The sequence below is a fragment of the Phytopseudomonas flavescens genome, from assembly GCF_900100535.1.
Lineage (GTDB): Bacteria > Pseudomonadota > Gammaproteobacteria > Pseudomonadales > Pseudomonadaceae > Aquipseudomonas > Aquipseudomonas flavescens.
Map to the genome: position 1 here is coordinate 82,845 of NZ_FNDG01000007.1, position 21,887 is coordinate 104,731.

Annotated in this window: 22 protein-coding genes; 12 read left to right on the plus strand and 10 right to left on the minus strand. The window is 61.9% G+C overall.

Annotated elements, in window-relative coordinates; translation table 11 throughout:
• The first annotated feature begins 8 nt into the window (after positions 1-8).
• Positions 9-734, plus strand: a complete 726-nt coding sequence (locus BLR94_RS10975; RefSeq protein ID WP_084304795.1) for an AAA family ATPase — start codon at positions 9-11, stop codon at positions 732-734.
• A gap of 709 nt (positions 735-1,443) precedes the next feature.
• Here BLR94_RS10975 and BLR94_RS10985 read toward each other — a convergent pair.
• Both BLR94_RS10985 and BLR94_RS10990 read right to left on the minus strand, forming a co-directional pair.
• The gene (locus tag BLR94_RS10985) at positions 1,444-2,118 is read right to left on the minus strand and encodes a DUF1028 domain-containing protein (protein ID WP_084304797.1); all 675 of its coding nucleotides are present in this window, start codon (positions 2,116-2,118) and stop codon (positions 1,444-1,446) included.
• Between the two features lie 398 nt (positions 2,119-2,516).
• Positions 2,517-4,040 carry a fumarate hydratase gene (locus tag BLR94_RS10990; RefSeq protein WP_084304798.1) on the minus strand — a complete coding sequence of 508 codons (1,524 nt, stop codon included), beginning with the start codon at positions 4,038-4,040 and terminating at the stop codon, positions 2,517-2,519.
• 197 nt (positions 4,041-4,237) lie between these two features.
• Here BLR94_RS10990 and BLR94_RS10995 point away from each other — a divergent pair, with 197 nt between their 5' ends.
• Together BLR94_RS10995 and BLR94_RS11000 are read left to right on the plus strand one after the other, a co-directional pair.
• On the plus strand, positions 4,238-5,365 hold the full coding sequence (locus BLR94_RS10995) for a GGDEF domain-containing protein (protein ID WP_084304799.1): 1,128 nt from the start codon (positions 4,238-4,240) through the stop codon (positions 5,363-5,365).
• Positions 5,358-6,296, plus strand: a complete 939-nt coding sequence (locus BLR94_RS11000; protein ID WP_084304800.1) for an iron-sulfur-binding ferredoxin reductase — start codon at positions 5,358-5,360, stop codon at positions 6,294-6,296. Before BLR94_RS10995 ends, BLR94_RS11000 begins: the two co-directional genes overlap by 8 nt.
• Before the next feature lie 84 nt (positions 6,297-6,380).
• On the opposite strand, the gene pyk is transcribed toward BLR94_RS11000, so the two are convergent.
• The gene (pyk, locus tag BLR94_RS11005) at positions 6,381-7,832 is read right to left on the minus strand and encodes a pyruvate kinase (RefSeq protein ID WP_084304801.1); all 1,452 of its coding nucleotides are present in this window, start codon (positions 7,830-7,832) and stop codon (positions 6,381-6,383) included.
• A 71-nt stretch (positions 7,833-7,903) separates the two neighbouring features.
• Complete coding sequence (locus BLR94_RS11010) at positions 7,904-8,812, minus strand: universal stress protein (RefSeq protein WP_084304802.1); 909 nt, start codon at positions 8,810-8,812, stop codon at positions 7,904-7,906.
• Between the two features lie 188 nt (positions 8,813-9,000).
• On the opposite strand from BLR94_RS11010, the gene BLR94_RS11015 reads away from it, so the two are divergent.
• The 3 genes from BLR94_RS11015 (at position 9,001) to BLR94_RS11025 (ending at position 10,252) form a co-directional block, all read left to right on the plus strand.
• On the plus strand, positions 9,001-9,378 hold the full coding sequence (locus tag BLR94_RS11015) for a tetratricopeptide repeat protein (protein WP_084304803.1): 378 nt from the start codon (positions 9,001-9,003) through the stop codon (positions 9,376-9,378).
• 30 nt (positions 9,379-9,408) lie between these two features.
• On the plus strand, positions 9,409-9,834 hold the full coding sequence (locus BLR94_RS11020) for a DUF4124 domain-containing protein (protein ID WP_084304804.1): 426 nt from the start codon (positions 9,409-9,411) through the stop codon (positions 9,832-9,834).
• A 61-nt stretch (positions 9,835-9,895) separates the two neighbouring features.
• A complete protein-coding gene (locus BLR94_RS11025; RefSeq protein WP_084304805.1) occupies positions 9,896-10,252 on the plus strand; it encodes a PilZ domain-containing protein in 357 nt (118 codons plus the stop codon).
• A gap of 586 nt (positions 10,253-10,838) precedes the next feature.
• Here the strand turns inward: BLR94_RS11025 and fdxA are convergent.
• Positions 10,839-11,162 carry a ferredoxin FdxA gene (fdxA, locus tag BLR94_RS11030; protein ID WP_084304806.1) on the minus strand — a complete coding sequence of 108 codons (324 nt, stop codon included), beginning with the start codon at positions 11,160-11,162 and terminating at the stop codon, positions 10,839-10,841.
• Between the two features lie 142 nt (positions 11,163-11,304).
• Positions 11,305-13,878 carry a DNA mismatch repair protein MutS gene (gene mutS / locus BLR94_RS11035; protein WP_084304807.1) on the minus strand — a complete coding sequence of 858 codons (2,574 nt, stop codon included), beginning with the start codon at positions 13,876-13,878 and terminating at the stop codon, positions 11,305-11,307.
• Positions 13,879-13,956: 78 nt separating this feature from the next.
• Between mutS and BLR94_RS11040 the strand changes: the two genes are divergently transcribed.
• The 3 genes from BLR94_RS11040 to recX all read left to right on the plus strand — a co-directional run bounded on the left by BLR94_RS11040 (position 13,957) and on the right by recX (position 16,073).
• Entirely contained in the window at positions 13,957-14,469 is a 513-nt protein-coding gene (locus BLR94_RS11040) for a CinA family protein (RefSeq protein ID WP_084304808.1), read from the plus strand.
• Positions 14,470-14,552: 83 nt separating this feature from the next.
• Positions 14,553-15,596: a recombinase RecA gene (gene recA, locus BLR94_RS11045; protein WP_042552049.1), complete on the plus strand. Its 1,044-nt coding sequence runs from the start codon at positions 14,553-14,555 to the stop codon at positions 15,594-15,596.
• 9 nt (positions 15,597-15,605) lie between these two features.
• Positions 15,606-16,073 carry a recombination regulator RecX gene (gene recX, locus BLR94_RS11050; RefSeq protein WP_084304809.1) on the plus strand — a complete coding sequence of 156 codons (468 nt, stop codon included), beginning with the start codon at positions 15,606-15,608 and terminating at the stop codon, positions 16,071-16,073.
• A gap of 148 nt (positions 16,074-16,221) precedes the next feature.
• On the opposite strand, the gene BLR94_RS11055 is transcribed toward recX, so the two are convergent.
• Both BLR94_RS11055 and BLR94_RS11060 read right to left on the minus strand, forming a co-directional pair.
• Entirely contained in the window at positions 16,222-17,295 is a 1,074-nt protein-coding gene (locus BLR94_RS11055; RefSeq protein ID WP_084304810.1) for an LOG family protein, read from the minus strand.
• 71 nt (positions 17,296-17,366) lie between these two features.
• The gene (locus BLR94_RS11060) at positions 17,367-17,768 is read right to left on the minus strand and encodes a quorum-sensing-regulated virulence factor family protein (RefSeq protein ID WP_084304811.1); all 402 of its coding nucleotides are present in this window, start codon (positions 17,766-17,768) and stop codon (positions 17,367-17,369) included.
• A 249-nt stretch (positions 17,769-18,017) separates the two neighbouring features.
• On the opposite strand from BLR94_RS11060, the gene BLR94_RS11065 reads away from it, so the two are divergent.
• Positions 18,018-18,731, plus strand: a complete 714-nt coding sequence (locus BLR94_RS11065) for a tRNA-uridine aminocarboxypropyltransferase (protein ID WP_084304812.1) — start codon at positions 18,018-18,020, stop codon at positions 18,729-18,731.
• On the opposite strand, the gene BLR94_RS11070 is transcribed toward BLR94_RS11065, so the two are convergent.
• Complete coding sequence (locus BLR94_RS11070) at positions 18,712-19,608, minus strand: DMT family transporter (RefSeq protein WP_084304813.1); 897 nt, start codon at positions 19,606-19,608, stop codon at positions 18,712-18,714. The two genes, BLR94_RS11065 and BLR94_RS11070, sit on opposite strands and share 20 nt — an antisense overlap.
• Before the next feature lie 145 nt (positions 19,609-19,753).
• On the opposite strand from BLR94_RS11070, the gene erdR reads away from it, so the two are divergent.
• Complete coding sequence (erdR, locus tag BLR94_RS11075) at positions 19,754-20,404, plus strand: response regulator transcription factor ErdR (protein ID WP_084304814.1); 651 nt, start codon at positions 19,754-19,756, stop codon at positions 20,402-20,404.
• A gap of 73 nt (positions 20,405-20,477) precedes the next feature.
• Positions 20,478-20,843: a diacylglycerol kinase gene (locus BLR94_RS11080; protein ID WP_084304815.1), complete on the plus strand. Its 366-nt coding sequence runs from the start codon at positions 20,478-20,480 to the stop codon at positions 20,841-20,843.
• A 53-nt stretch (positions 20,844-20,896) separates the two neighbouring features.
• Here BLR94_RS11080 and BLR94_RS11085 read toward each other — a convergent pair whose 3' ends face one another.
• Positions 20,897-21,823: a LysR family transcriptional regulator gene (locus tag BLR94_RS11085; RefSeq protein WP_084304816.1), complete on the minus strand. Its 927-nt coding sequence runs from the start codon at positions 21,821-21,823 to the stop codon at positions 20,897-20,899.
• Positions 21,824-21,887: the final 64 nt, after the last annotated feature.

Consider the following 21,887-nt stretch of genomic DNA (forward strand, 5'->3'; position numbering starts at 1 on the left):
AGCTGGTGATGGCGATCGACAAGCCCTACATCCGAGAGATCTACCTGAAGGACGACAAATCCGCGAGTGCGGATGTGCACCCGTTCGACATTCCCGCGATCAATAGGCTTGGGCGGATGCATTTTCATCCCGATGTGACGTTTTTCGTGGGTGAGAACGGCGCAGGTAAATCCACCCTGCTCGAAGGAATTGCCGTTGCGCTGGGCTTCAATCCCGAGGGGGGGAATTTCTCGGTTAACTTTTCCACCGTCGACAGTGTCTCCAGCCTGCATCAGTATTTGAGGGTGGTCAGGGGCGTACATCGGCCGAAAGATGGCTACTTTCTCAGGGCTGAGAGTTTCTTCAATGTGGCCACCTACTACGATGAGGGGCCGGCCTTGAAGGGCTTTGGCAATAAAAGCATCCACAGCCATTCTCACGGAGAGGCATTTATGTCCCTGATCGTCAACCAATTCAAGGGGAATGGCATTTACATTTTGGATGAGCCGGAGGCCGCGCTTTCTCCTTCCCGACAAATGACGGCGATTCGTGCGATCGATCAATGGGTAAACGAGGGCTCTCAGTTCATCATAGCCACACACTCCCCGTTATTGCTCTCTTACCCCCGCTCGAGAATCTATCAGTTTGACGAAGAGGGCGTGTCCGTCGTGGATTATGAAGACACTGATTGTTTTCGTCTGACCCGGGATTTCTTGAATAATCATGAGCGGCGTTTGCAGCAGCTTTTACGGTAGGTGTCTTTAACTCGTGTGTGCTACTTCCAGTGTTTGCAATAGACACTCATCCCCTGCAAGATAGAAGAGTCCGGGTGTCGCGATAGCGGAACGTGTTTCGTGGATACCGTCACGCTAATTCCAGCCGTCACTATTAATCTTTTGAAGCGTCTGGGGCGGTCGTTGAATGCGTGGTGTTGGTGATTAATGTGTTGGATGCTGTGGGCCGGGGGGCTAGTAAGTCTGTATGTGACACTGGTGTACTGCATGCGTAGCAAACACCATAGCCCACCTGACAGCCTGTTACTCCCCCTGGAACTCCGGGGAAAGTATTGTAAACACAGCAATAGCTGTTTCCAATGCCGCACCAGCCATATTCGCTACAGCACTGGCCGGATGGACATAATGCCCCACCCGCCTGTCTGCCACACTGCTCAGCATGTAGGCATAGGGTCGTCGCGCTCAAGGTCACCAGTGCTAGATATTTTAGAAAAAAAACAGGGGGCGGCACAAGGTTTCTATCCTGGGCTGATTCTCTGAGGGAGAAGGTGTTGACGTTATTTAACTATAAACAGCTTTAGCTGCGTTGCTCAGTTTGTTTTTTTATATGAATATGTTGATTTAGGCCATCTCGCCACTCTCTTTTCAATTGGTGAGTTGAGTGAAACTTCTTTGTTCTTTATGGACGTTCAACCGTCATCGCTTGTAGCGTGGCAGAGAACGAACATTGTCAGACCGCGTCCTCCGCTGCCTTGCCAGCGGGGTTCTCACGGGTCGGCATGGCGAGTATTTCCGGCAGCACCTCGCGGACGAATACGCCGTGCAGGCGCCACAACTCGGCGACCGGGTCGAGGTGATGGTCGACGCGGATGTCCCATAACGGGTATTCCTCGTGGTCGACGATATAGATCACCGCCGAGGATTCGCCATGGCGATCGCCACCGCGTTCATCCCCTGCGGCGAGAGCACCGATCAGCCGTTCGACCAGTGGAAGATCCTCACCGTGGCGAAAGGCATCGGCCACGGCATCCAGCACCTGCGGTCCGACCAGGCGATTGCCCTGCACGGAAAACTGTTCGCCGGACAGCGAGCCCGCCCAGGGAATGCACTGGTCGCCCGTCCAGCACACGCTGTCGCCGTGCCGGTCGATCAACGCCAACTGGCGAAGCTCCATGCACGGGTCGGTATCCATCAGCCGCTTGAGGGCTGCGGGGGCTGAATGGCCCTGGCGTAGCAAGGACAGCCCGTCGAGACCCAGGTACGGGTTGACCTGCGCCTGGGTCGCCACTGCGCCAGCACCTGCGGCGGCGTGGCTGAGCAGCTTGCCCACGGCTGGCATGGCGGTGGCGGCGGCAACCCCGAACTGGCCGGTGCGCGGGCAGCGGGCAACGATGGAAAAGGTCATGGACAACTCCTCGGATACACCTGGGGTTTGCAGGCCATTGGGCCTGGCTCCGGCGCGACTGTGAGTGAAGCCGGGACGCCCCTGTCACACTGCTGATTTACAGCACCTGAGCTCGAAGGCGACTACACGCGCTGTGGGCACTGTTATCGCGGGACCGCCTGGCTAACTCGCCAACGTTTTGCATTGGCCCGTTAGGCCACAGGCTGCCCGCTATTGTTCCACTTGCCGCCACGCTGCTGGCGCAGATGGCGGGAGCCGACCAGGTGGGTGATCTCGGCCGGAGCCACGCCTGCGCCATCCGATCCGACGGGGCCGGCGATGGGCGCGGGCAATCAGAGCCGCGCAGAAACGCAGAAGCCCGACATGGGGTCGGGCTTCTGGTCAGCGCAGGATGTGGCTTACTGCACTTCCACCGCCAGGCTGTCGGCGATCTTCTTGCTCCAGATCGCAGGTCCCGTGATGTGTACCGACTCGCCATTGCTGTCGACGGCGACGGTAACGGGCATGTCTTTCACGTCGAACTCGTAGATCGCTTCCATGCCCAGTTCGGCGAACGCCAGCACCTTGGACTTCTTGATCGCCTGAGCCACCAGGTAGGCGGCGCCGCCGACGGCCATCAGGTACACGGCTTTGTTGTCCTTGATCGCTTCGATCGCGGTCGGGCCGCGCTCGGATTTGCCGATCATGCCCAGCAGGCCGGTCTGTTCGAGGATCTGACGGGTGAACTTGTCCATCCGCGTGGCGGTGGTCGGGCCGGCAGGGCCCACCACTTCGTCGCCGATCGGGTCGACCGGGCCCACGTAGTAGATGAAGCGGCCTTTCAGGTCGACCGGCAGTTCTTCACCCTTGTTGAGCATCTCGACCATGCGCTTGTGCGCGGCGTCGCGACCGGTGAGCATCTTGCCGTTGAGCAGGATGGTCTCGCCCGGCTTCCAGCTCTGCACGTCTTCCGGGGTCAGGGTGTCGAGGTCGACGCGCCGCGCCGACGGACCGGCTTCCCAGACGATTTCCGGGTAGGCGGAGAGGTCCGGTGCTTCCAGCTCGGCCGGGCCGCTGCCATCGAGCACGAAGTGGGCGTGACGGGTCGCGGCGCAGTTGGGGATCATGCATACCGGCAGCGAAGCCGCGTGGGTCGGGTAATCCATGATCTTGACGTCGAGCACGGTGGTCAGGCCGCCCAGGCCCTGGGCGCCGATGCCCAGCTGGTTGACCTTCTCGAACAGCTCAAGACGCAGTTCTTCGATCTTGTTCTGCGGGCCACGGGCTTGCAGCTCGTGGATGTCGATGTGCTCCATGAGCACTTGCTTGGCCATCACCGCAGCCTTCTCGGCAGTACCGCCGATGCCGATGCCGAGCATGCCCGGCGGGCACCAGCCAGCACCCATGGTCGGGACAGTCTTGAGTACCCAGTCGACGATCGAGTCGGACGGGTTGAGCATGGCCATCTTCGACTTGTTCTCCGAGCCGCCGCCCTTGGCGGCGACATCGACCTCGACCTTGTCGCCGGGCACGATGGCGTAGTGGATCACTGCCGGCGTGTTGTCCTTGGTGTTCTTGCGGGCACCTGCCGGGTCGGCCAGGATCGAGGCGCGCAGGACGTTTTCCGGCAGGTTGTAGGCACGGCGCACGCCTTCGTTGATCATGTCGTCGACGCCCATGCTGGCGCCGTCCCAGCGTACGTCCATGCCGACCTTGACGAACACGGTGACGATGCCGGTGTCCTGGCAGATCGGCCGGTGCCCGGTGGCGCACATGCGCGAGTTGATCAGGATCTGTGCGATGGAGTCGCGGGCGGCGGGCGATTCTTCTTTCAGGTAGGCCTCATGCATGGCCTGAATGAAATCGACGGGATGGTAATAGGAAATGAACTGCAGGGCGTCGGCGACGCTCTGGATCAGATCGTCTTGCTTGATCACGGTCATGCGGGGCGCTCCCTTGTAGGGCAGGAACTGGGGCGCCGGAACATGGCCGGCGCATTCTAAAAGGCGCAGCAGTATACCGTGGGGCCGCTGCCTGGGACACCCGTGCAGGGCCCGACGGCGACAACGCGACGCATTGCTAGGCTTTTTAACGGCGCGCGAGTAGAGTGGCGGCTAGTTGCCAGTATGGGACGGAGCCCATGATCCCAAGCAACCGCCGATTGACCCACCGTACGTTACAGAATCTGCTGATCAAGCGCTTCGGCATGGCTGTGGCTACCTATCTGATGATCGCTGCGCTGGCAGGGATTGCCTATTGCCATGACCTTTTCAGCGCCTCCGGCAGCAGGGTCGCCGGGCTGCTTGGCGTTGCCGCCGCCAGTCAGCTTCTGTTCTTCGCCCTGTTCATCTCGGGTCGCAACCTGGCCTTGCGAGACCCCAGCCTCACCGAGGCCCAGGTGCTGGTCGCCCTGGGGTTGATCACGGCGATGGTGGCCATGCTTGGCGAGGGGCGTGGCAGCCTGCTGCTGATCTACCCCATGGCGCTGCTGTTCGGTCTGTTCCAACTGCCGCCGCGGGTATTCTTTCGCTGTGCTGGCCTGGCATTCCTCGGTTTCCTCGTCATCAACCTGTACGAGGCTTACCAGATGCGCATGCGCGATCCCGGCCTGGCCACGCTGCAGGTCTGCGCACTGGGGATGGTGCTGTTCTGGCTGAGCCTGTTCGCCTCCTACATGCAGAGCATGCGCCAGCGTATGCGGCAACGTCGCTTCGCGCTGCAGGCGCATCAGGAGACCCTGCGTGGAATGATGCGCCAGCTGGAAGACCTGGTGGCCACCGATGAACTCACCGGGTTGTGCAACCGCCGCCACTTCCTGCGCCTGGCGGCCAGCGAACTGGAGGGGCTGAAACCCAAGCGCTGGCACGGTCTGGCGCTGATCGATCTCGATCACTTCAAGAACATCAACGACCGCCATGGCCATGCGGCGGGCGACCGCGTGTTGCAGGCATTTGCGGAGATTGCCACGGCCTGCCTGCGCGACGGCGACATCATCGCCCGTTACGGCGGCGAGGAGTTCGTGCTGCTGGTGCCCGACACCGATGCGGATGCCTTCCTGTCCTGCTGCGAACGGTTGCGTGTGGCGTTCAGCGAGGCCGAGCCGATCGGTGCCAAGGTGCAAAACCTCAGTTTGTCCGTAGGCATGACACTGGTGTCCATGCACGACGACCTCGATGAAGCCCTGCACCGTGCCGATCAGGCGCTGTACCAGGCCAAGCGCACCGGGCGTAATCGCTGCGCCTCGACCTGGGAAGCGGCAGATGCCTGAATTGCGGGTCGGTGAGCGGCGTGTCAGCGTCGATGCTGCAGGCAACCTGCTCGACGCCCTGCTGGGCGCCGGTATCGCGGTGCCGTACAGCTGTCGCGCTGGCAGTTGCCAGGCGTGCATGGTGCGCTGCCTGGCGGGCGAGCCACTGGACGAGAAGCCCGAGGCCCTCGACCAGGCCCGTCGACAGCAGGGCTGGCGGCTGGCGTGCCAATGCCGGGTGATCGATGATCTGCAGATCCAGGTATTCGACCCCAGAAACGATGGGATCCCTGCGCAGATACAGGCGTGCGACTGGCTGAGCGAGCATGTGTTGCGCTTGCGTCTGCTACCGCAACAGGCCGTGCGCTACCGCGCAGGGCAGCATCTGCTGCTGTGGACGGCCGACGCAATCGCCCGACCGTACTCGCTGGCCAGCCTGCCGCAGGAAGACAGCTTTCTCGAATTTCACGTGGATTGTCGTCAGCCTGGAGCGTTCAGCGATGCGGCCCGGCAATTCAGGGTCGGGGAGCCTTTGCGCCTGGGCACCTCGAGTGGTGGTGCGCTGCACTACGATCCGGACTGGCAGGCCCGACCGCTGTGGTTGCTGGGTGCTGGAACCGGCCTCGCGCCGCTGTACGCCATCCTGCGCGAGGCGTTGCGCCAATCCCATCAGGGGCCGATCCGGGTACTGCACGTGGCGCGTTCGCCTGGCGGGCACTACCTGGCCGATTCGCTGCTCGAACTGGCCGAGCATCATCCGCACCTGCAGCTCGACCTGATCGACACGGCAGCATTGCCGGATGCCCTGGCGGCGCTGCGTCCCGGCTCACGGCAGACCATCGCGCTGGCCTGCGGCGGGCCCGATACCGTGGAGGCTATCGCCCGGCGCCTCTACCTTGCCGGGCTGCCGCGCAGCCAGCTGTTCTCCGAGCTGTTCCTGCCTCACGCCTGATGGCGCTTCGCCTTGCGCCGTTTCCCCTCCAGAAACCAAAAAGGCCCGCGTTGAACGCGGGCCTCTGCAGGATGCCACCGCCCGTCAGACCAGCGCATCACCGACATGCAGGATCTTCATGCCGTTGGTGCCACCGATGGTGTGGTAGCTGTCGCCCTTGGTCAGGATGACCCAGTCGCCTTGCTGGACGAGCCCGCGCTTGAGCAGCTCATCCACCGCCGCCTGGCTGACTTCGCCGGGTGGCAGGGCGGCGGGATCGAAGGGGATGGTGTACACGCCACGGAACATCGCCGAACGCGCCTGGGTGTCGCGGTGCGGGGAGAACGAGTAGATCGGCACCGAGGAGCGGATACGCGACATGATCAACGGCGTGTAGCCACTTTCGGTGAGGGCGATGATCGCCTTCACGCCGGGGAAGTGGTTGGCCGTGTACATGGCCGCCAGGGCGATGCTTTCGTCGCAGCGCTCGAAGGTCTTGCCGATCCGGTGGCTGGAGCTCTTGCCTGTCGGGTGACGCTCGGCGCCGAGGCAGATGCGTGCCATGGCCTGCACCGCTTCCAGCGGGTAGGCGCCGGCGGCGCTTTCTGCCGAGAGCATGACCGCGTCGGTGTAGTCGAGCACGGCGTTGGCCACGTCGGACACTTCGGCACGGGTCGGCATCGGGTTCTGGATCATCGACTCCATCATCTGGGTCGCCACGATCACTGCCTTGTTGTGGCGGCGTGCGTGCAGGATGATCTTCTTCTGGATGCCCACCAGCTCGGCATCGCCGATTTCCACGCCGAGGTCGCCACGGGCAACCATCACCACGTCGCTGGCCTTGATCAGGCCGTCCAGGGTTTCGTCGTCCGCTACCGCTTCGGCGCGTTCGATCTTGGCGACCAGCCAGGCCTTGCCGCCGGATTCGTCACGCAGTTGGCGGGCATATTCCATGTCCGCCGCATCACGCGGGAAGGAAACGGCCAGGTAGTCCAGGTCCATTTCGGCGGCGAGCTTGATATCGGCCTTGTCCTTCTCGGTCAGGGCTGGCGCGGTCAGGCCGCCGCCACGGCGGTTGATGCCTTTATGATCGGACAGCGGGCCGCCGATCAGGACCACGCAATTGAGGGTGTCTGCGGTGGTGGTTTCCACACGCATAACCACGCGGCCGTCATCGAGTAGCAGTTCGTCACCGACGCCGCAATCCTTGACCAGATCCGGGTAGTCGATACCCACGATGTCCTGGTTGCCTTCCGTCAGCGGATGGCTGGTGGAGAAGGTGAAGCGATCACCGACCTTCAGCTCGATACGCTTGTTGGCGAACTTGGCGATGCGGATCTTCGGCCCTTGCAGGTCGCCCAGCAACGCGACATGACGACCGTGCCTGGCGGCGATGTCGCGTACCAGACTGGCCCGCGCCTTGTGATCTTCCGGCGAACCATGGGAGAAGTTCAGGCGGGCGACATCCAACCCGGCAAGAATCAGCTGTTCCAGCATTTCCGGTGAGTTGCTGGCGGGGCCGAGGGTGGCGACGATTTTGGTGCGGCGAGCGGTCATGCGCGGACTCCTTGACTGAAGCAGACCGCGAGGCTACTACGCCGCAGCGCTGTAGTCATTGTTCGTATGCACTACCTTTCGCTGGCCAGCTTGACCACCAGCAGGTCACAGTCCACCGATTCGAACAGGCGCTCGGCGGTGTGGCCGATGAGGATGGTGTCCAGTCGACCGCGGGCGATGGCGCCCATCACCAGCAGGTCTATTTCGTGCTTGCGCACGAAGCGCGGCAGCATGTTTTCCGGTGCGCCCTCGAGCAGGTGGGCCGACTCCGGGGCGATGCCGTGCTGGCGGACCAACTCGCCGAAAGCCTTGTGGTGCTGCTGCGCGTCGTCGCTGACGTATTGCTGGTAGGTGGCCAGCAGTTCGGCATTGTTGAGCAGCGTTCGCGGCAATGGCGCATGGCAGTGTACGACGTCGGCATGCAGGCCGAGTTCGGAGGAGAGCGCCTGGCTGGTGGCGATCAGGTGGTGATCGAGTGCTGCGGGTTTGTCGTCCTTGTGCAGCGGGTCGACGGCGGTGCACAGGTTGCGGCCTCGCCACTCGGCGTGATGCACCAGCCACAGCGGAAACGGACAATGGCGCATCAGTTGCCAGCAGCTGTCCGTGAGTAACAGGCGGCGTAGCAGGTTGTTGTGGGCGGCGGACTTCAGCACCAGATCCGGTTGCAACTCGGCAGCCACTTCGAGCACCGTTTCGTGCAGGCGTTTGCCCCAGCGTACTTCCTGGTGCAGGGGCAGGCGCTCGTCATGCAACGGGGTCAGCAGTTGCTCCAGCCATTTGCCACGTTGCTCGAGCAATGCGTCGCGGGCTCTGTTCTGCAGGCTGTTCTCCAGCAGGCTACCATCCAGTGCTGCGCTGTATTCCACCAGCAGCACGTGCAGCCGGGCCTGGGTACCCCGTGCCAGCCAGGCCGCTCGCTCGAGCGCTGGGTGGCTGGGCTGGCTGGCATCGATCACGACCAGCAGCTTTTCGAGTTTCATGGGGTCGACCTCCCTATGTAGTGAGTCTCATTGCATCTTATCGCCCGGTGGTATGCGTTGACCTGCATCAGCCTAGAGGATCGCGCTGGATTGTTCTTCCTGCACGGCCAGGCAACGCAATGCAGTATGTTGCAGCTGTTCAGTTTTTCCAGATATCGCCGATACGTTGCTCATTGGAGGAGAAGCCCATGCGTATTCTGTTGCTGCTGTGCTGTGTGCTGGTCGTTGGCGGGTGTACCCGTATGTCCCTCGACCACCATTTGAACAAGGCCTATCAGGCCTATGATCTGGGCGAGTGCGAGGATGCGCTGCTCTATCTGTCGCAGGCCGAGCGCGCGAGTCGCTCGCGCAGCTATATCCAGCCGGAAATCTCCCTGTTGCGTGGCCAGTGCCTGGAACGGCAGAACCTGTACGTCGATGCGGCGCAGACCTACCAGTTCATTATTGGCCGCTATCCCACCAGCGAATACGCGTTCCGTGCCCGTGCGCGGCTGGAGACCCTGCGCCAGCTCGGCCATCATGGCATGGCGGAGCCAGCCAAGGTATCGCCTCTTGGAGCGCTTTGACGGCCCGGATATAGACTGGGGATTGTCGTGATGCGCATAGGGATCTGCCTTCTTCTTCTACTGCCCACGCTGGCGTCCGGGCAGGTTTATCGCTGGGTGGATGAGCGCGGGCAGGTGCACTATGGCCAACAACCTCAGGCGACGGATGCCGAAGTGGTGGACGTCCGCCCGCAGGTAGTCGAGCGCGATGCCGCTACCCGGGAGCGCGAGCAGCGCAGCGAACGTTACTTTCAGGCCCGACGCGATGAGCAGGCTCAGGCCGCTCAAGCCCGCAAGCAGCTGCAGGCCGAGAGGGCGAAAGAGTGCACGACGCTGCGTAACCGTCTGGCCTCGATGCCCGAGGGGCGCCGCTACTATCGACCTGGCGACGATGGCGAGCGCCGCTATTACAGTGATCAGGAGCTGGATGCGGGGCGTGATTACCTGCGTAGCCAGTTATCCGAGCGGTGTAATTGAGGGCTGGTCAGCTCGCCGGACTGCCGCCATACTCAACCGACACTCATAGCGCTTCGCCATTATGAATGCCAATCGCCATATAGAACGGCACCAGTTGCCGTACTACCTCAACGTCTTCAATGCCTTTACCGACAAACCGATCGGTCACCTGGGCAATGTCTCGCTGGATGGCCTGATGTTGATCAGCCAGTTGCCGGTACTGGTGGGCGGCTGTTTCGACATGCGCCTGAAAATCCCAGGGCAGGATGCTTTACGGCACATCGATTTCAGCGCCACCTGTCTCTGGTGCCGCGAGGACGTCACGCCTGGCAGCTTCGATTCCGGCTTTTCCATGACTGCACCACCGGCGGATTTCGTCGAGATGGTCGACGCCCTGCGTTATTACTTCAGCTTCCATCCGCTCGCCGCATCGGTGTGAACGGCGGCTGAACGCCTGCAGCGATCACCTGTCTGTTTACTATGAGGCGCAGAAGCCTCGTCGGGGCGTTGTATGTTTGCGCCGTGATCTCTGTTTTCTCCACCTGCTTGTAAGTATTTGCTTACACCTTCTGTAAGCATTGGTGGCAATTCGCTGTTGGAATTCACCAGGCCATCTCTTCAACACGTTGATATATATGGTTTATTGATTGGTTCGTGTGAGGCCGATGCGGTCAGGGACGGCTACAGACGCCGTTGTGATTATTTCCAGGGCCATTATTATCTGAACCGTGCTTAGGGAAAAGCACAGGTCGTTAAGGATAATGATCAGGACATCGCGGGATGCGATTCATCAGGATGATGAGTTGGGAGTTTAAGGGAATAGGGACAAAAGAGTGGGCGGGTAAAACCGCCCCTTTTTTTTGCCTGCAGAAAAGTTTCAGTTCGCTATGAACCTAATGATTGCCTTGCCTCCTGCGGGGCCACGCCTGGCGCCTGCCGGGAGCGCCCTATAAAAAATGCCGCGACCTTTTCAGGCCGCGGCATCTTCTGCGAAATCGACGGTCTGCGCCGTCGTTTCGTGACGCTCAGCGCTCCAGGTGCTGCAGCTTGTCTTTCACGCCATCCCATTCTCCGGCCTCGGCCAGTGCGTCTTTGCGCTCGGTGATGTTCGGCCAGACTTCCGCCAGTTCCGCGTTCAGCTCGATATATTCCTGCATGCCATCGGGTATCTCGTCTTCGGAGAAAATGGCCTGTGCCGGGCACTCAGGTTCGCAGAGCGCGCAATCGATACATTCATCCGGGTGAATCACCAGGAAGTTCGGGCCTTCGTAGAAGCAGTCCACCGGACAGACTTCCACGCAGTCGGTGTACTTGCACTTGATGCAGTTGTCGGTGACGACGAAGGTCATTTCTAGTTTTCTCCTCGGGCTACGGCAGCGAGCCACTCTTGATTCAGCAGCTCTCAGGCTCGGGAACGGGGCTGTCAGGCCAGGCTAAAGGCTGCAGCGCTTCCGGAGCGCGCGGGATTCTAACAGCTTGTTGGCTCTGGCGTTAGACTCGCGCCTTCCATGCATATAACAGTTCAAGCGCTTTACGCGGGGTCAACTCGTCCAGATTGGCCTTCAGCAACTCTTCCAGCACGGGATGTGGGAGGCTGGCGAACAGATCGCTTTGCATGGGGGCCGTCGGTTGCCCTGGTGCCTTGGCCGGCAAATCGTGAGGCAGGCTGGTGGTTTCAAGGCGCGCCAGGTGCTCACGGGCACGCAGGATCACATTGTCCGGTACCCCCGCCAGTTGCGCGACCGCCAGGCCGTAACTCTGGCTGGCCGGCCCGGGCAGTACGTGGTGCAGGAAGACGATGCGTTCATTGTGCTCGGTGGCATTGAGATGCACGTTGGCGACCACCGGCTGGCTGTCCGGCAACACGGTCAACTCGAAGTAGTGGGTGGCGAACAGCGTATAGGCTCGCAGGCTGGCCAACTGCTCGGCAGCCGCCCAGGCCAGCGACAGGCCGTCGAAGGTGCTGGTGCCACGGCCCACCTCGTCCATCAGTACCAGGCTGCGCTCGCTGGCGTTGTGCAGAATGTTGGCGGTCTCGCTCATTTCCACCATGAAGGTCGAGCGCCCGCCGGCCAGGTCGTCGCTGGAACCGATCCGGGTGAAAATGCGGTCGACCATCGACAGTTCGCAGCGCGCCGCCGGTACGAAGCTGCCGATATGGGCGAGCAGCACGATCAGCGCGGTCTGGCGCATGTAGGTGGACTTACCGCCCATGTTCGGGCCGGTGATGATCAGCATCCGCGTGTCGTCATCGAGCTTCAGGTCGTTGGCCACGAACGGCGTGGTCAGAACCTGCTCCACCACCGGGTGGCGACCCTGCTCGATCAGCAGGCATGGTTCATCGACGAAGCGCGGACGGTTGAGGTCCAGGCTCAGTGCGCGTTCGGCCAGGTTGCTCAGTACATCCAGCTCCGCCAGCGCCGCAGCGCTGTCCTGCAATGGGCCGAGGTGGCCGATCAGGCGTTCCAGCAATTCCTCGTAGAGCTGCTTCTCGCGAGCCAGGGCGCGGCTCTTGGCGGACAGCGCCTTGTCCTCGAACTCCTTTAGCTCGGGAGTGATGAAGCGCTCGGCACCTTTGAGGGTCTGGCGACGGATATAGTCGGCCGGCGCGGACTCTGCCTGTTTGCTCGGCAACTCGATGAAGTAACCGTGCACCCGGTTATAGCCGACCTTGAGGTTGGCCAGGCCGGTGCGGGCTTTCTCCCGCGCTTCCAGGTCCATCAGGTACTGGCCGGCGTTCTCGCTCAGCGACTGCAGCTCGTCCAGTTCGGCATCGTAGCCGGTCTTCAGCACGCCGCCGTCGCGGATCACCGCTGGCGGATTGTCGATGATTGACCGTGACAGCAGTTCGGCCAGCTCCGGATAGGTGCTGACGGTGTTGGCAAGGGTGCCCAGATGCGGCGACTCCAGCTCGGCCATCGCACGTTGCAGTTCCGGCAGTGCGGCCAGGGCATCGCGCAGGCGGGCCAGATCCCTTGGGCGCGCGTTGCGCAGGCCGATCCGCGCCAGGATGCGCTCCAGGTCACCGATCTCCTTGAGTTGAGGCTGCAGGCTTTCGAAGCGGTAGCGATCCAGCAGGCAGGCGATCGACTCCTGGCGCGCCTCCAGTACGGCGCGGTCGCGCAGCGGGCGGTTCAGCCAGCGGCCGAGCAGGCGGCTGCCCATGGCGGTCTGGCTGCGGTCGACGACGGACTGCAGGGTATTGTCGCGGCCACCGGCCAGGTTGACGTCCAGTTCCAGATTACGGCGGCTGGCGCCGTCGAGGATCACCGTGTCGTCGATGCGCTCGTGACGCAGGCTGCGCAGGTGCGGCAGGGCGGTGCGCTGGGTTTCCTTGGCATAAGCCAGCAGGCATCCGGCAGCACCGATGGCCAAGGTCAGCGCCTCGCAGCCGAAGCCCTTGAGATCCTGGGTGCCGAACTGCTGGCACAGGCTTTTCTGCGCACTATCGCGCTCGAAATCCCAGGGGGCGCGACGACGCGACCCACGGCGTTTTTCCGCCGGCAGGCCTTGCGGCCAGTCATCGGGGATCAGCAGTTCGGCAGGGTTGAGGCGCTCGAGTTCGGCCAGCAGGTTTTCCCAGCCGCGGATTTCCATCACGCTGAAGCGCCCGCTGGTGATGTCCAGCACGGCCAGGCCGAACAGGCGCTCGTCGCCGAGTACGGCGGCCAGCAGGTTGTCGCGGTGCTCATCGAGCAGCGCCTCGTCGCTGACGGTGCCGGGCGTGATGATGCGTACCACCTGGCGTTCCACCGGCCCTTTGCTGGTGGCCGGATCACCGATCTGCTCGCAGATGACCACCGACTCACCCAGTTTGACCAGCTTGGCCAGGTAGCCCTCGGCGGCATGGTAGGGAATGCCGCACATCGGAATCGCCTGGCCGGCGGACTGGCCGCGGGCGGTCAGAGTGATGTCGAGAAGCTTGGCGGCTTTCTTCGCATCTTCGTAGAAGATTTCGTAGAAATCGCCCATGCGATAGAACATCAGCTGATCAGGGTGCTGGTTCTTCAGTCTCCAGTACTGTTGCATCATCGGGGTGTGGCTGGAGAGGTCGCTTTGGCTCATCGTGTCGAGTGTCCGGCTGATTAGCAAAAGCGCCTAGTGTACGGTATCGACCCCATCACCTTTAACCCCGGAGCGCAGATGAATTTCGAGGATCAGCCCCTGACCGTGCTCGCTGCACGTCTTGGCGAGGCGCTGCTGGAGTGCGGTGCTCAGGTCGCCACGGCCGAGTCCTGCACGGGCGGCGGTATCGCCGAAGCCATCACCCGCATCGCTGGCAGCTCGGCCTGGTTCGAAGCCGGCTTCGTCACCTACTCCAACACCCAGAAGACCCGTCAGCTGGGCGTGCCCGAAGCGCTTTTCAGCAGCGTGGGCGCGGTCAGTCGTGAAGTGGTGGAGGCCATGGTGCGTGGTGCCCAGGCCCACAGTAAAGCGCGTTATGCCACTGCGGTCAGTGGCGTGGCCGGGCCCGCTGGCGGCAGCGCGGAGAAGCCGGTCGGCACGGTGTGGATTGCCTGGGCCGATGGCGGGCAGGTATTCGCCAGGCGGTTCCAGTTCTCTGGCCCCCGTGACGCCGTACGTGCGCAGACCGTGGAAGCGGCATTGCGTGGTCTGATGCGACTACTGGTGCAAGAAAATCCGTCAGCGGGGTAGGCGAGGGGCAAACCCTGTGGAATAATACTGGCTACTTATACAGGTATTGGCCGTCAGGCCCTTCTGATCACGTGAGGAATGTAATGGACGAGAACAAGAAGCGCGCTTTGTCGGCTGCACTGGGCCAGATCGAGAAGCAGTTCGGCAAGGGCGCAGTGATGCGCATGGGCGATCACGATCGCCAGGCGATCCCAGCCATTTCCACCGGCTCCCTGGGGCTGGATATCGCACTGGGTATCGGCGGCCTGCCGAAAGGCCGAATCGTCGAGATCTATGGCCCGGAATCATCGGGTAAAACCACGCTGACCCTGTCGGTCATCGCCGAAGCACAGCGTATGGGCGCTACCTGTGCCTTCGTCGACGCCGAGCACGCACTGGACCCGGATTATGCCGGCAAGCTGGGCGTCAACGTCGACGACCTGCTGGTCTCGCAGCCGGATACTGGCGAACAGGCACTGGAAATCACCGACATGCTGGTGCGCTCCAATGCCATCGACGTGATCATTGTCGATTCCGTGGCTGCACTGGTGCCAAAGGCCGAAATCGAAGGCGAGATGGGCGACATGCACGTTGGCCTGCAGGCTCGCCTGATGTCCCAGGCGCTGCGCAAGATCACCGGCAACATCAAGAATGCCAACTGCCTGGTGATCTTCATCAACCAGATCCGTATGAAGATCGGTGTGATGTTCGGTAGCCCGGAAACCACCACCGGTGGTAACGCCCTGAAATTCTACGCTTCGGTTCGTCTGGATATCCGTCGTACCGGCGCCGTGAAGGAAGGCGACGAAGTGGTCGGCAGCGAAACCCGCGTCAAGGTGGTCAAGAACAAGGTGGCACCGCCATTCCGTCAGGCCGAGTTCCAGATCCTCTACGGTAAGGGCATCTACCGTAACGGCGAGATCATCGATCTGGGCGTGCAACAGGGCCTGGTCGAGAAAGCCGGTGCCTGGTACAGCTACCAGGGCAACAAGATCGGCCAGGGTAAGGCCAACGCGGCCAAGTACCTGGAAGACAACCCGGAAGTAGGCCGTGCCATCGAAGGCCTGATCCGCGAGAAGCTGCTCGTTGTCAGCCCTACCGTCAAAGCCAATTCGGGCGCTGAAGTCGATGCCGAAGTCGACCTCTGATTCCTGACCGTGGCCGTGTTGCTGGACAATGTGCAAGCGGTGCGCCATACCGCCATGGATTTGCTGGCGCGCCGTGAGCATGGCCGGGTCGAGCTGTCGCGAAAACTGCGACAGCGCGGTGCCAGCGATGAACATATCGAGGTTGCCCTCGATCGCTTGAGCGAAGAAGGGCTGCTTTGCGAAGCGCGTTATCTGGAAAGCTTCATCAGCTATCGGGCGCGCTCGGGCTTCGGCCCGCAGCGTATCCGTGAAGACCTTTCCCAGCGTGGCCTTGGCCGTGCCGATGTCGAACAGGCGCTGCGTGACAGTGGCATCGACTGGCGCGATGGCCTTCAACAAACCTGGCAACGCAAGTTTGCCGGACAGTTACCGACCGATGCCCGTGAGCGGGCCAGGCAAATGCGTTTTCTGGTTTACCGTGGATACCCGATGGATCTGGTCGGGCAACTGATGCGCGGTTCCCTGGACGACGACTGACAAGTTCCTGCTGGCACCTTCCCAGGCGCCGTACATGGCAGCGATCAGCTCAGGTATTTTTACCACCCTTGCTTGATGCCTGTGCTTGATGCCTGAAATCGAGGCGTTTCCTTGGACGGGCCGCCGGCGCATATCCAGCCTGTCGCGCTCATGCTCGCCAGTTCCCGGGCTGGTTGATCACGTCGAGCAATTCACGCAAACGCCCGGCGTTGCGCCCGCTGAACGCGAAGGTCAGTCTTGGTTTGTCGCGTAGTTGCGGCCCGTCCGTTTCCATGTTGCCACTGAGCTGCTGCTGTATATCGCCGTTCTTGCACAGATCGCTGAAGTGCAGATTCAACTGCTCGAGGGCGCGATCCGTCAGTGGGTGGTGCATGCGAATCACGAACTGTTGCTTCAGCCAGCGGCTGGAGTGGAAGTTGGCGTAGAAGCGATCGATGGCCTCGGCAGCGTAGTCGACGTCATGCACCAGGTGCATCAGGTTCATGTCACTGGCGAGGATGTAGCCGTTGCTGTCCAGGTTCTGCTGGATGTAGTCGAGCAGTCCCTGCCAGAACGTGCCGCCGGGTTCGTCCAGCAGGATCACCGGCACCAGCGGGCTCTTGCCGGTCTGGATCAGGGTGATGACCTCCAGCGCTTCGTCGAGTGTGCCGAACCCGCCGGGGCACAGCACGAGGGCGTCGGCTTCCTTGACGAAGAACAGTTTGCGCAGAAAGAAGAAGTGAAAAGACAGCAGGTTGTCGCTGCCTTGCATGGTCGCGTTTGCCGATTGCTCGAAAGGAAGGGTGATGTTGAATCCCAGGCTGTTGTCACGGCCTGCACCCTCGTGGGCCGCGGCCATGATGCCGCCGCCTGCGCCGGTAATGATCATCAGGTCGTGGCGTGCCAGGGTAGAGCCCAGGTCTCGTGCCAGAGCGTATACCGGGTGACCTGGTTGGGTCCGGGCAGAGCCGAAGACGGTAACCTTGCGGCGATGCCTGAAGCGCTGCAGTACGCTGAAGGCACGCTCCATCTCGCGCAGGGTCTGCAGCATGATCTTGGCGTCCCAGCGGTTGCGGTCGGCCTGGGCCATGCGGGCCACGGTGGCGAGCATTTCCCGGTACAGCGCGAGGTTGGGGCTGTCTGCTGGCGTTATCCGGGCGGCCAGCTCGTCGAGGCTGTCCTCCAGCTCGGTGCCTTTGGCTTGCAGGTGATGGGAAAGATGGGCGTTCGCGTGATCATCCATTGCACTTCTCCTTTTCGCCCCATGCTGGCCCGTGCCGGGGCGTTTCCAGCTCATCTCACTGTATAAATGGCTTACAGTCGGCAATCAGACTTGCTGAAGCGTTCGGTGGTGACTGGACGATTGCTCTGGATTTCACTGAAGTCATAGCGCAGTACCGCGCCGCTGGCCAGCAGTTTGCGAAAGCCTGGGTTGGCGCACACGCTGTTGGCCAACTGCGCGCGAACGGTATCGGGGTTGCCGCGCATCTGCGAGGCGTGCCCTGGGCGCACGCTGAGGTGGTTGATCAACTCGTTGCCCTGCACGGTATAGCCTTGATCGAGGATGTCCTCGTTGATGGCGCGTGGTGTGCCGGCGCTGCTTTCGCGAGCCACTTTTTCCAACGTTTGCGTCAGCTCATAGCCTTTTAGCGAAGCCGCATGCGCCGTCGGTGCGAGAAGGCTGACGAGTAGGGCGGAAAGGGCGAAACGCTGCATGACTGACTCCTGAAGACGGTAAGCGGTAATAGACCCGGCTCTTCTCTTTATGTTCGCTTTAAGAACGCGTATCGACGGGCAAAGGATGGATGTTAACAAGCCCGGCCGTTGCTTGGAGATTAGCAGGGGCAATGAGGCATTTTTAACAACGCAATTGATAGACTACGCGCCCTTCGTTACGCGACTCCAGACGGCCATGCCCTTTTCTGTCTTCGACCCGATTTTTTCTACCCGCCCGGGCGCATGTCCATGAGCCACGCTGTCGCCGCACTGCGCGCCGCGCGCCTGGCGCGTAGCGTCAAACCCTTCCTGGCCAGAGGTTCGCGGGCCGAGCGCTGCGCGGATTGTCGTCTGGCCCGCAGCCACTGCCTGTGCGCCTGGCGTCCGCACGTATCGGCGAATGCCGGGGTATGTCTGTTGATGCACGACGTCGAGGCGCTTAAACCAAGCAACACCGGCTGGCTGATCGCCGATGTGGTCGCGGACACCTCGGCATTCGGCTGGTCGCGTACTGAAGTCGATCCGCGGCTACCCGCGTTGCTGAGCGAGGCACAGTGGCAGCCGTACCTGGTCTTCCCCAGCGAATATGCCGAGGCCGAGCGGGTGGTTAGCTCCGTGCAAGTGGGCGCGGGCAAGCGGCCATTGTTCGTGATGCTCGACGCGACCTGGACCCAGGCGCGCAAGATGTTCCGCAAAAGTCCGTATCTGGACCAGTTGCCAGTACTCAGCCTGCAGCCGGAGGCCTTGTCACGCTACCGGCTGCGACGTTCCAAGCGCGATGATCACCTGTGTACCGCCGAAGTGGCAGCGCTGTGCCTTGAACTGGCTGGCGATGAGCGCGCCGCCGATGCCCTGAATGCCTACCTGGATGTATTCAGTGAGCATTATCTGTCGTCCAAGGCTCCTCGCGCCGTGGACCTGGAAAACGAGCTGCACCAGCGCCTCAAGGCTTTCCTGCAATAGCTGGCGGCCTGGGCCAGAGCTGTGCCAGCAGCATGCCTGCGAACATCAGCGCGCAGCCTAGATAGCCCCGCACTGACAGCGCTTCGCCCAGTAGCAGGGCGCCGGCGATGGCGGCGAACACGGCCTCCAGTGAGAGGATGATCGCCGCGTGGGAGGCGATGGCGTGCCTCTGCGCCACCACCTGCAGGGTGAAACCCACCGCCACGCCGAAGATGCCGCCATACAGGATCGCCGGCACGGCCGGGGCGATCTCGGCGCCTGGCAGGTTTTCGAAAACCAGCGCCAGCACCAGGCTGATCACCGCGCAGGTGACGAACTGCACCAGCGCCAGCAGCAGTGCATCATGACGCGCAGCGAAGACCCCTACTAGCAGCACGTGCACGCCCCATACGAAGGCGCCGGCCAGTTGCAGCCAGTCTCCGGAGGCGACCTGGAAACCCTCGCCGACGCTCAGCAGAAACATGCCGATCACCGCCAGCGAAGCACCCAGCCAGATGCCCATGCCGGTCTTGTGGCCCAGCGCCAGGCCGAGCAGTGGCACCACGATCACGTAGAGCCCGGTAATGAAGCCCGAGTTGGTGACGCTGGTGAACAGCAGGCCGACCTGCTGCAGATTGATGCCCAACGCCAGTACCGCGCCCATCAGACAACCGCCGAGTAGCAGCGGACGGCTCAAGGTTGACGCGGGTTGCCGGTTGCGCCGGCGCAGCAGCATCAGCAATGGCAGCAGCACCACGACAGCCAGGGCGAAGCGCAGGCCGCTGTAGAGAAACGGGCCGATGGTATCCATCCCCAAGTGCTGGGCGACGAACGAAGACCCCCAGATCATGGCGGTCAGCACCATCAATAGATCGGCGCGCAGCGCTGGATTGAGCATCGTCGAGCTCCTGGCGAGAAGGGCGCAGACTTTGCCGCAAAGCTTCGTGCTTGACCACCCCGTCGACGCTGGGCATTCTGATGCGTGCCGTATGCTAGGCGGTATCTTGCGATACGGCCTGCCTATAAAAAGAACAGGATATGCCATGGTCGCTTACGAAATCCTGATAGCTGATGATCACCCCTTGTTTCGCAGTGCGCTGCAACAGGCCCTGACGATGGGCCTCGGTGCCGGCGTACGGTTGGTCGAAGTGGCGAGCATCGCCGAGCTGGAAGCCCGCCTGGCGGAGAAGACCGATTGGGATCTGGTGCTGCTCGACCTCAACATGCCGGGCGCCTACGGGTTTTCCGGGTTGGTGCTGTTGCGGGGGCAGTATCCGCAGATTCCCGTGATGATGATTTCCGCCCAGGAAGAGGCTGCCGTGGTGGTGCGTTCTCGTGAGTTCGGCGCCAGTGGCTTCATTCCCAAATCCAGTTCGCTGGAAGTGATCCAGCAGGCCGTCCGGCAGGTGCTCGACGGCGAAGTCTGGTGGCCGCCGCAGAGCGAGGAAGCGATCAGCCTGTCGTCCGAGGCGAAGGCGGCAAGCGCCGGTCTGGCAAGCTTGACACCGCAGCAGTTCCGCGTGCTGACCATGGTCTGCGAAGGGCTGTTGAACAAGCAGATCGCATACGAACTGAGCGTTTCCGAAGCCACCGTGAAAGCCCACGTCACGGCGATCTTCCGCAAGCTCGGCGTGCGCACCCGCACCCAGGCGGCACTGCTGTTGCAGCAGCTGGAGTCCGTGCCAGCCGCCTGATGAACCGATTGTGCGGGATTTTTCTCGGCCTCTGGCGTACCCTGCCGGCCTTTTCCTGTCGCGGTTCGTTGTCATGTCGCCATTCAAAGGACAAACCGGGTTAAAGCGTATTCTCAATGCCGCCGGCTATTCGCTGGATGGCCTGCGCGCCGCATTCGTCGGCGAAGCGGCGTTCCGCCAACTGGTATTGCTCAACGTCGTGCTCATTCCGCTGGCACTGGTGCTCGACGTCAGCCGTGGCGAGCGCGCGCTGTTGGTTGCCGCCTGCCTGTTGGCGTTGATCGTCGAGCTGCTCAATTCAGCCGTCGAAGCGGCCATCGACCGTATTTCCCTCGATCTGCATCCGTTGTCGAAAAGCGCCAAGGACATGGGCAGCGCGGCCCAACTGGTGTCGCTGACGCTGATCGCCAGCGTGTGGGGCATCATCCTGCTGGGCTAGGGCCTGCAGACGTTTCAGCGTAAATCGCAGGGCCGGATGAAGCGTCGACAGCCCTAGCGCACCTCGGGCAGCACGATCTCGTCGCTGCGGCGGATGCCTGCTGTGAGCGCCCGGCACATATCGAGAAATTCGCGCATGGCCGCGGTCTGGTATTTCTGTCGATGCCAGATGAAATAGAACTGCCGGCGCAGGTCCAGGTCTGGTGTTTCCACAGGGACCAGGCTGCCACGGCGAAACGCGTCGCGTAGCGCCAGGCGCGAGATGCAACTGATACCCAGGCCGGACTCCACGGCGCGCTTGATCGCTTCGGTGTGTTCCAGTTCCAGGCGAATGTTCAGGGCGTCGGAGTGATGACGCATGGCCTGGTCGAAGGTCAGGCGCGTGCCGGAGCCCTGTTCGCGGAGAATCCAGTCCTCACCGCTCAATTCCCGGATTCCGGCATGGCCCCGCCGTGCGAGAGGGTGCTGGGGCGCGCAGAACACCACCAGCTCGTCCTCCACCCAGCTCTGCACCTCGATGTCCGGGTGGTTGCAATCACCCTCGATCAGACCCAGATCAATTTCGTAATGCGCGACCTGTTGCACGATATGCGCTGTGTTCTGTACGTGGAGTTTCACCTGGCTTTCCGGGTGAACCTTCATGAAGCCGCCGATCAGCAGGGTCGCCAGGTAGTTGCCGATGGTCAGGGTCGCACCCACCGCCAGTGAACCGAAGCCGGATTTGCCGTTGAGCAGGTCCTCGATTTCCTTGGCCTGGTCCAGCAGCGCTACCGCCTGCGGAAGCAGTTGGCGCCCCAGGGCGTTGAGGCTCAGGCGCTTGCCGGCGCGGTCGAACAACTGGCAGCTGGATTGCCGCTCCAGCTCGGTAATTGACGTGCTGGCTGCCGATTGGGAGAGGGAGAGGAGGGTAGCCGCTCTGGATACGCTCTCCTGCTGGGCCACGGCGACGAACACTTGGAGTTGACGGAGAGTAAATCGCATATCTATATAACCGATAACCTATATCTTGATAATTCATTTAACAGATATTGTGGCGGTGATTAGA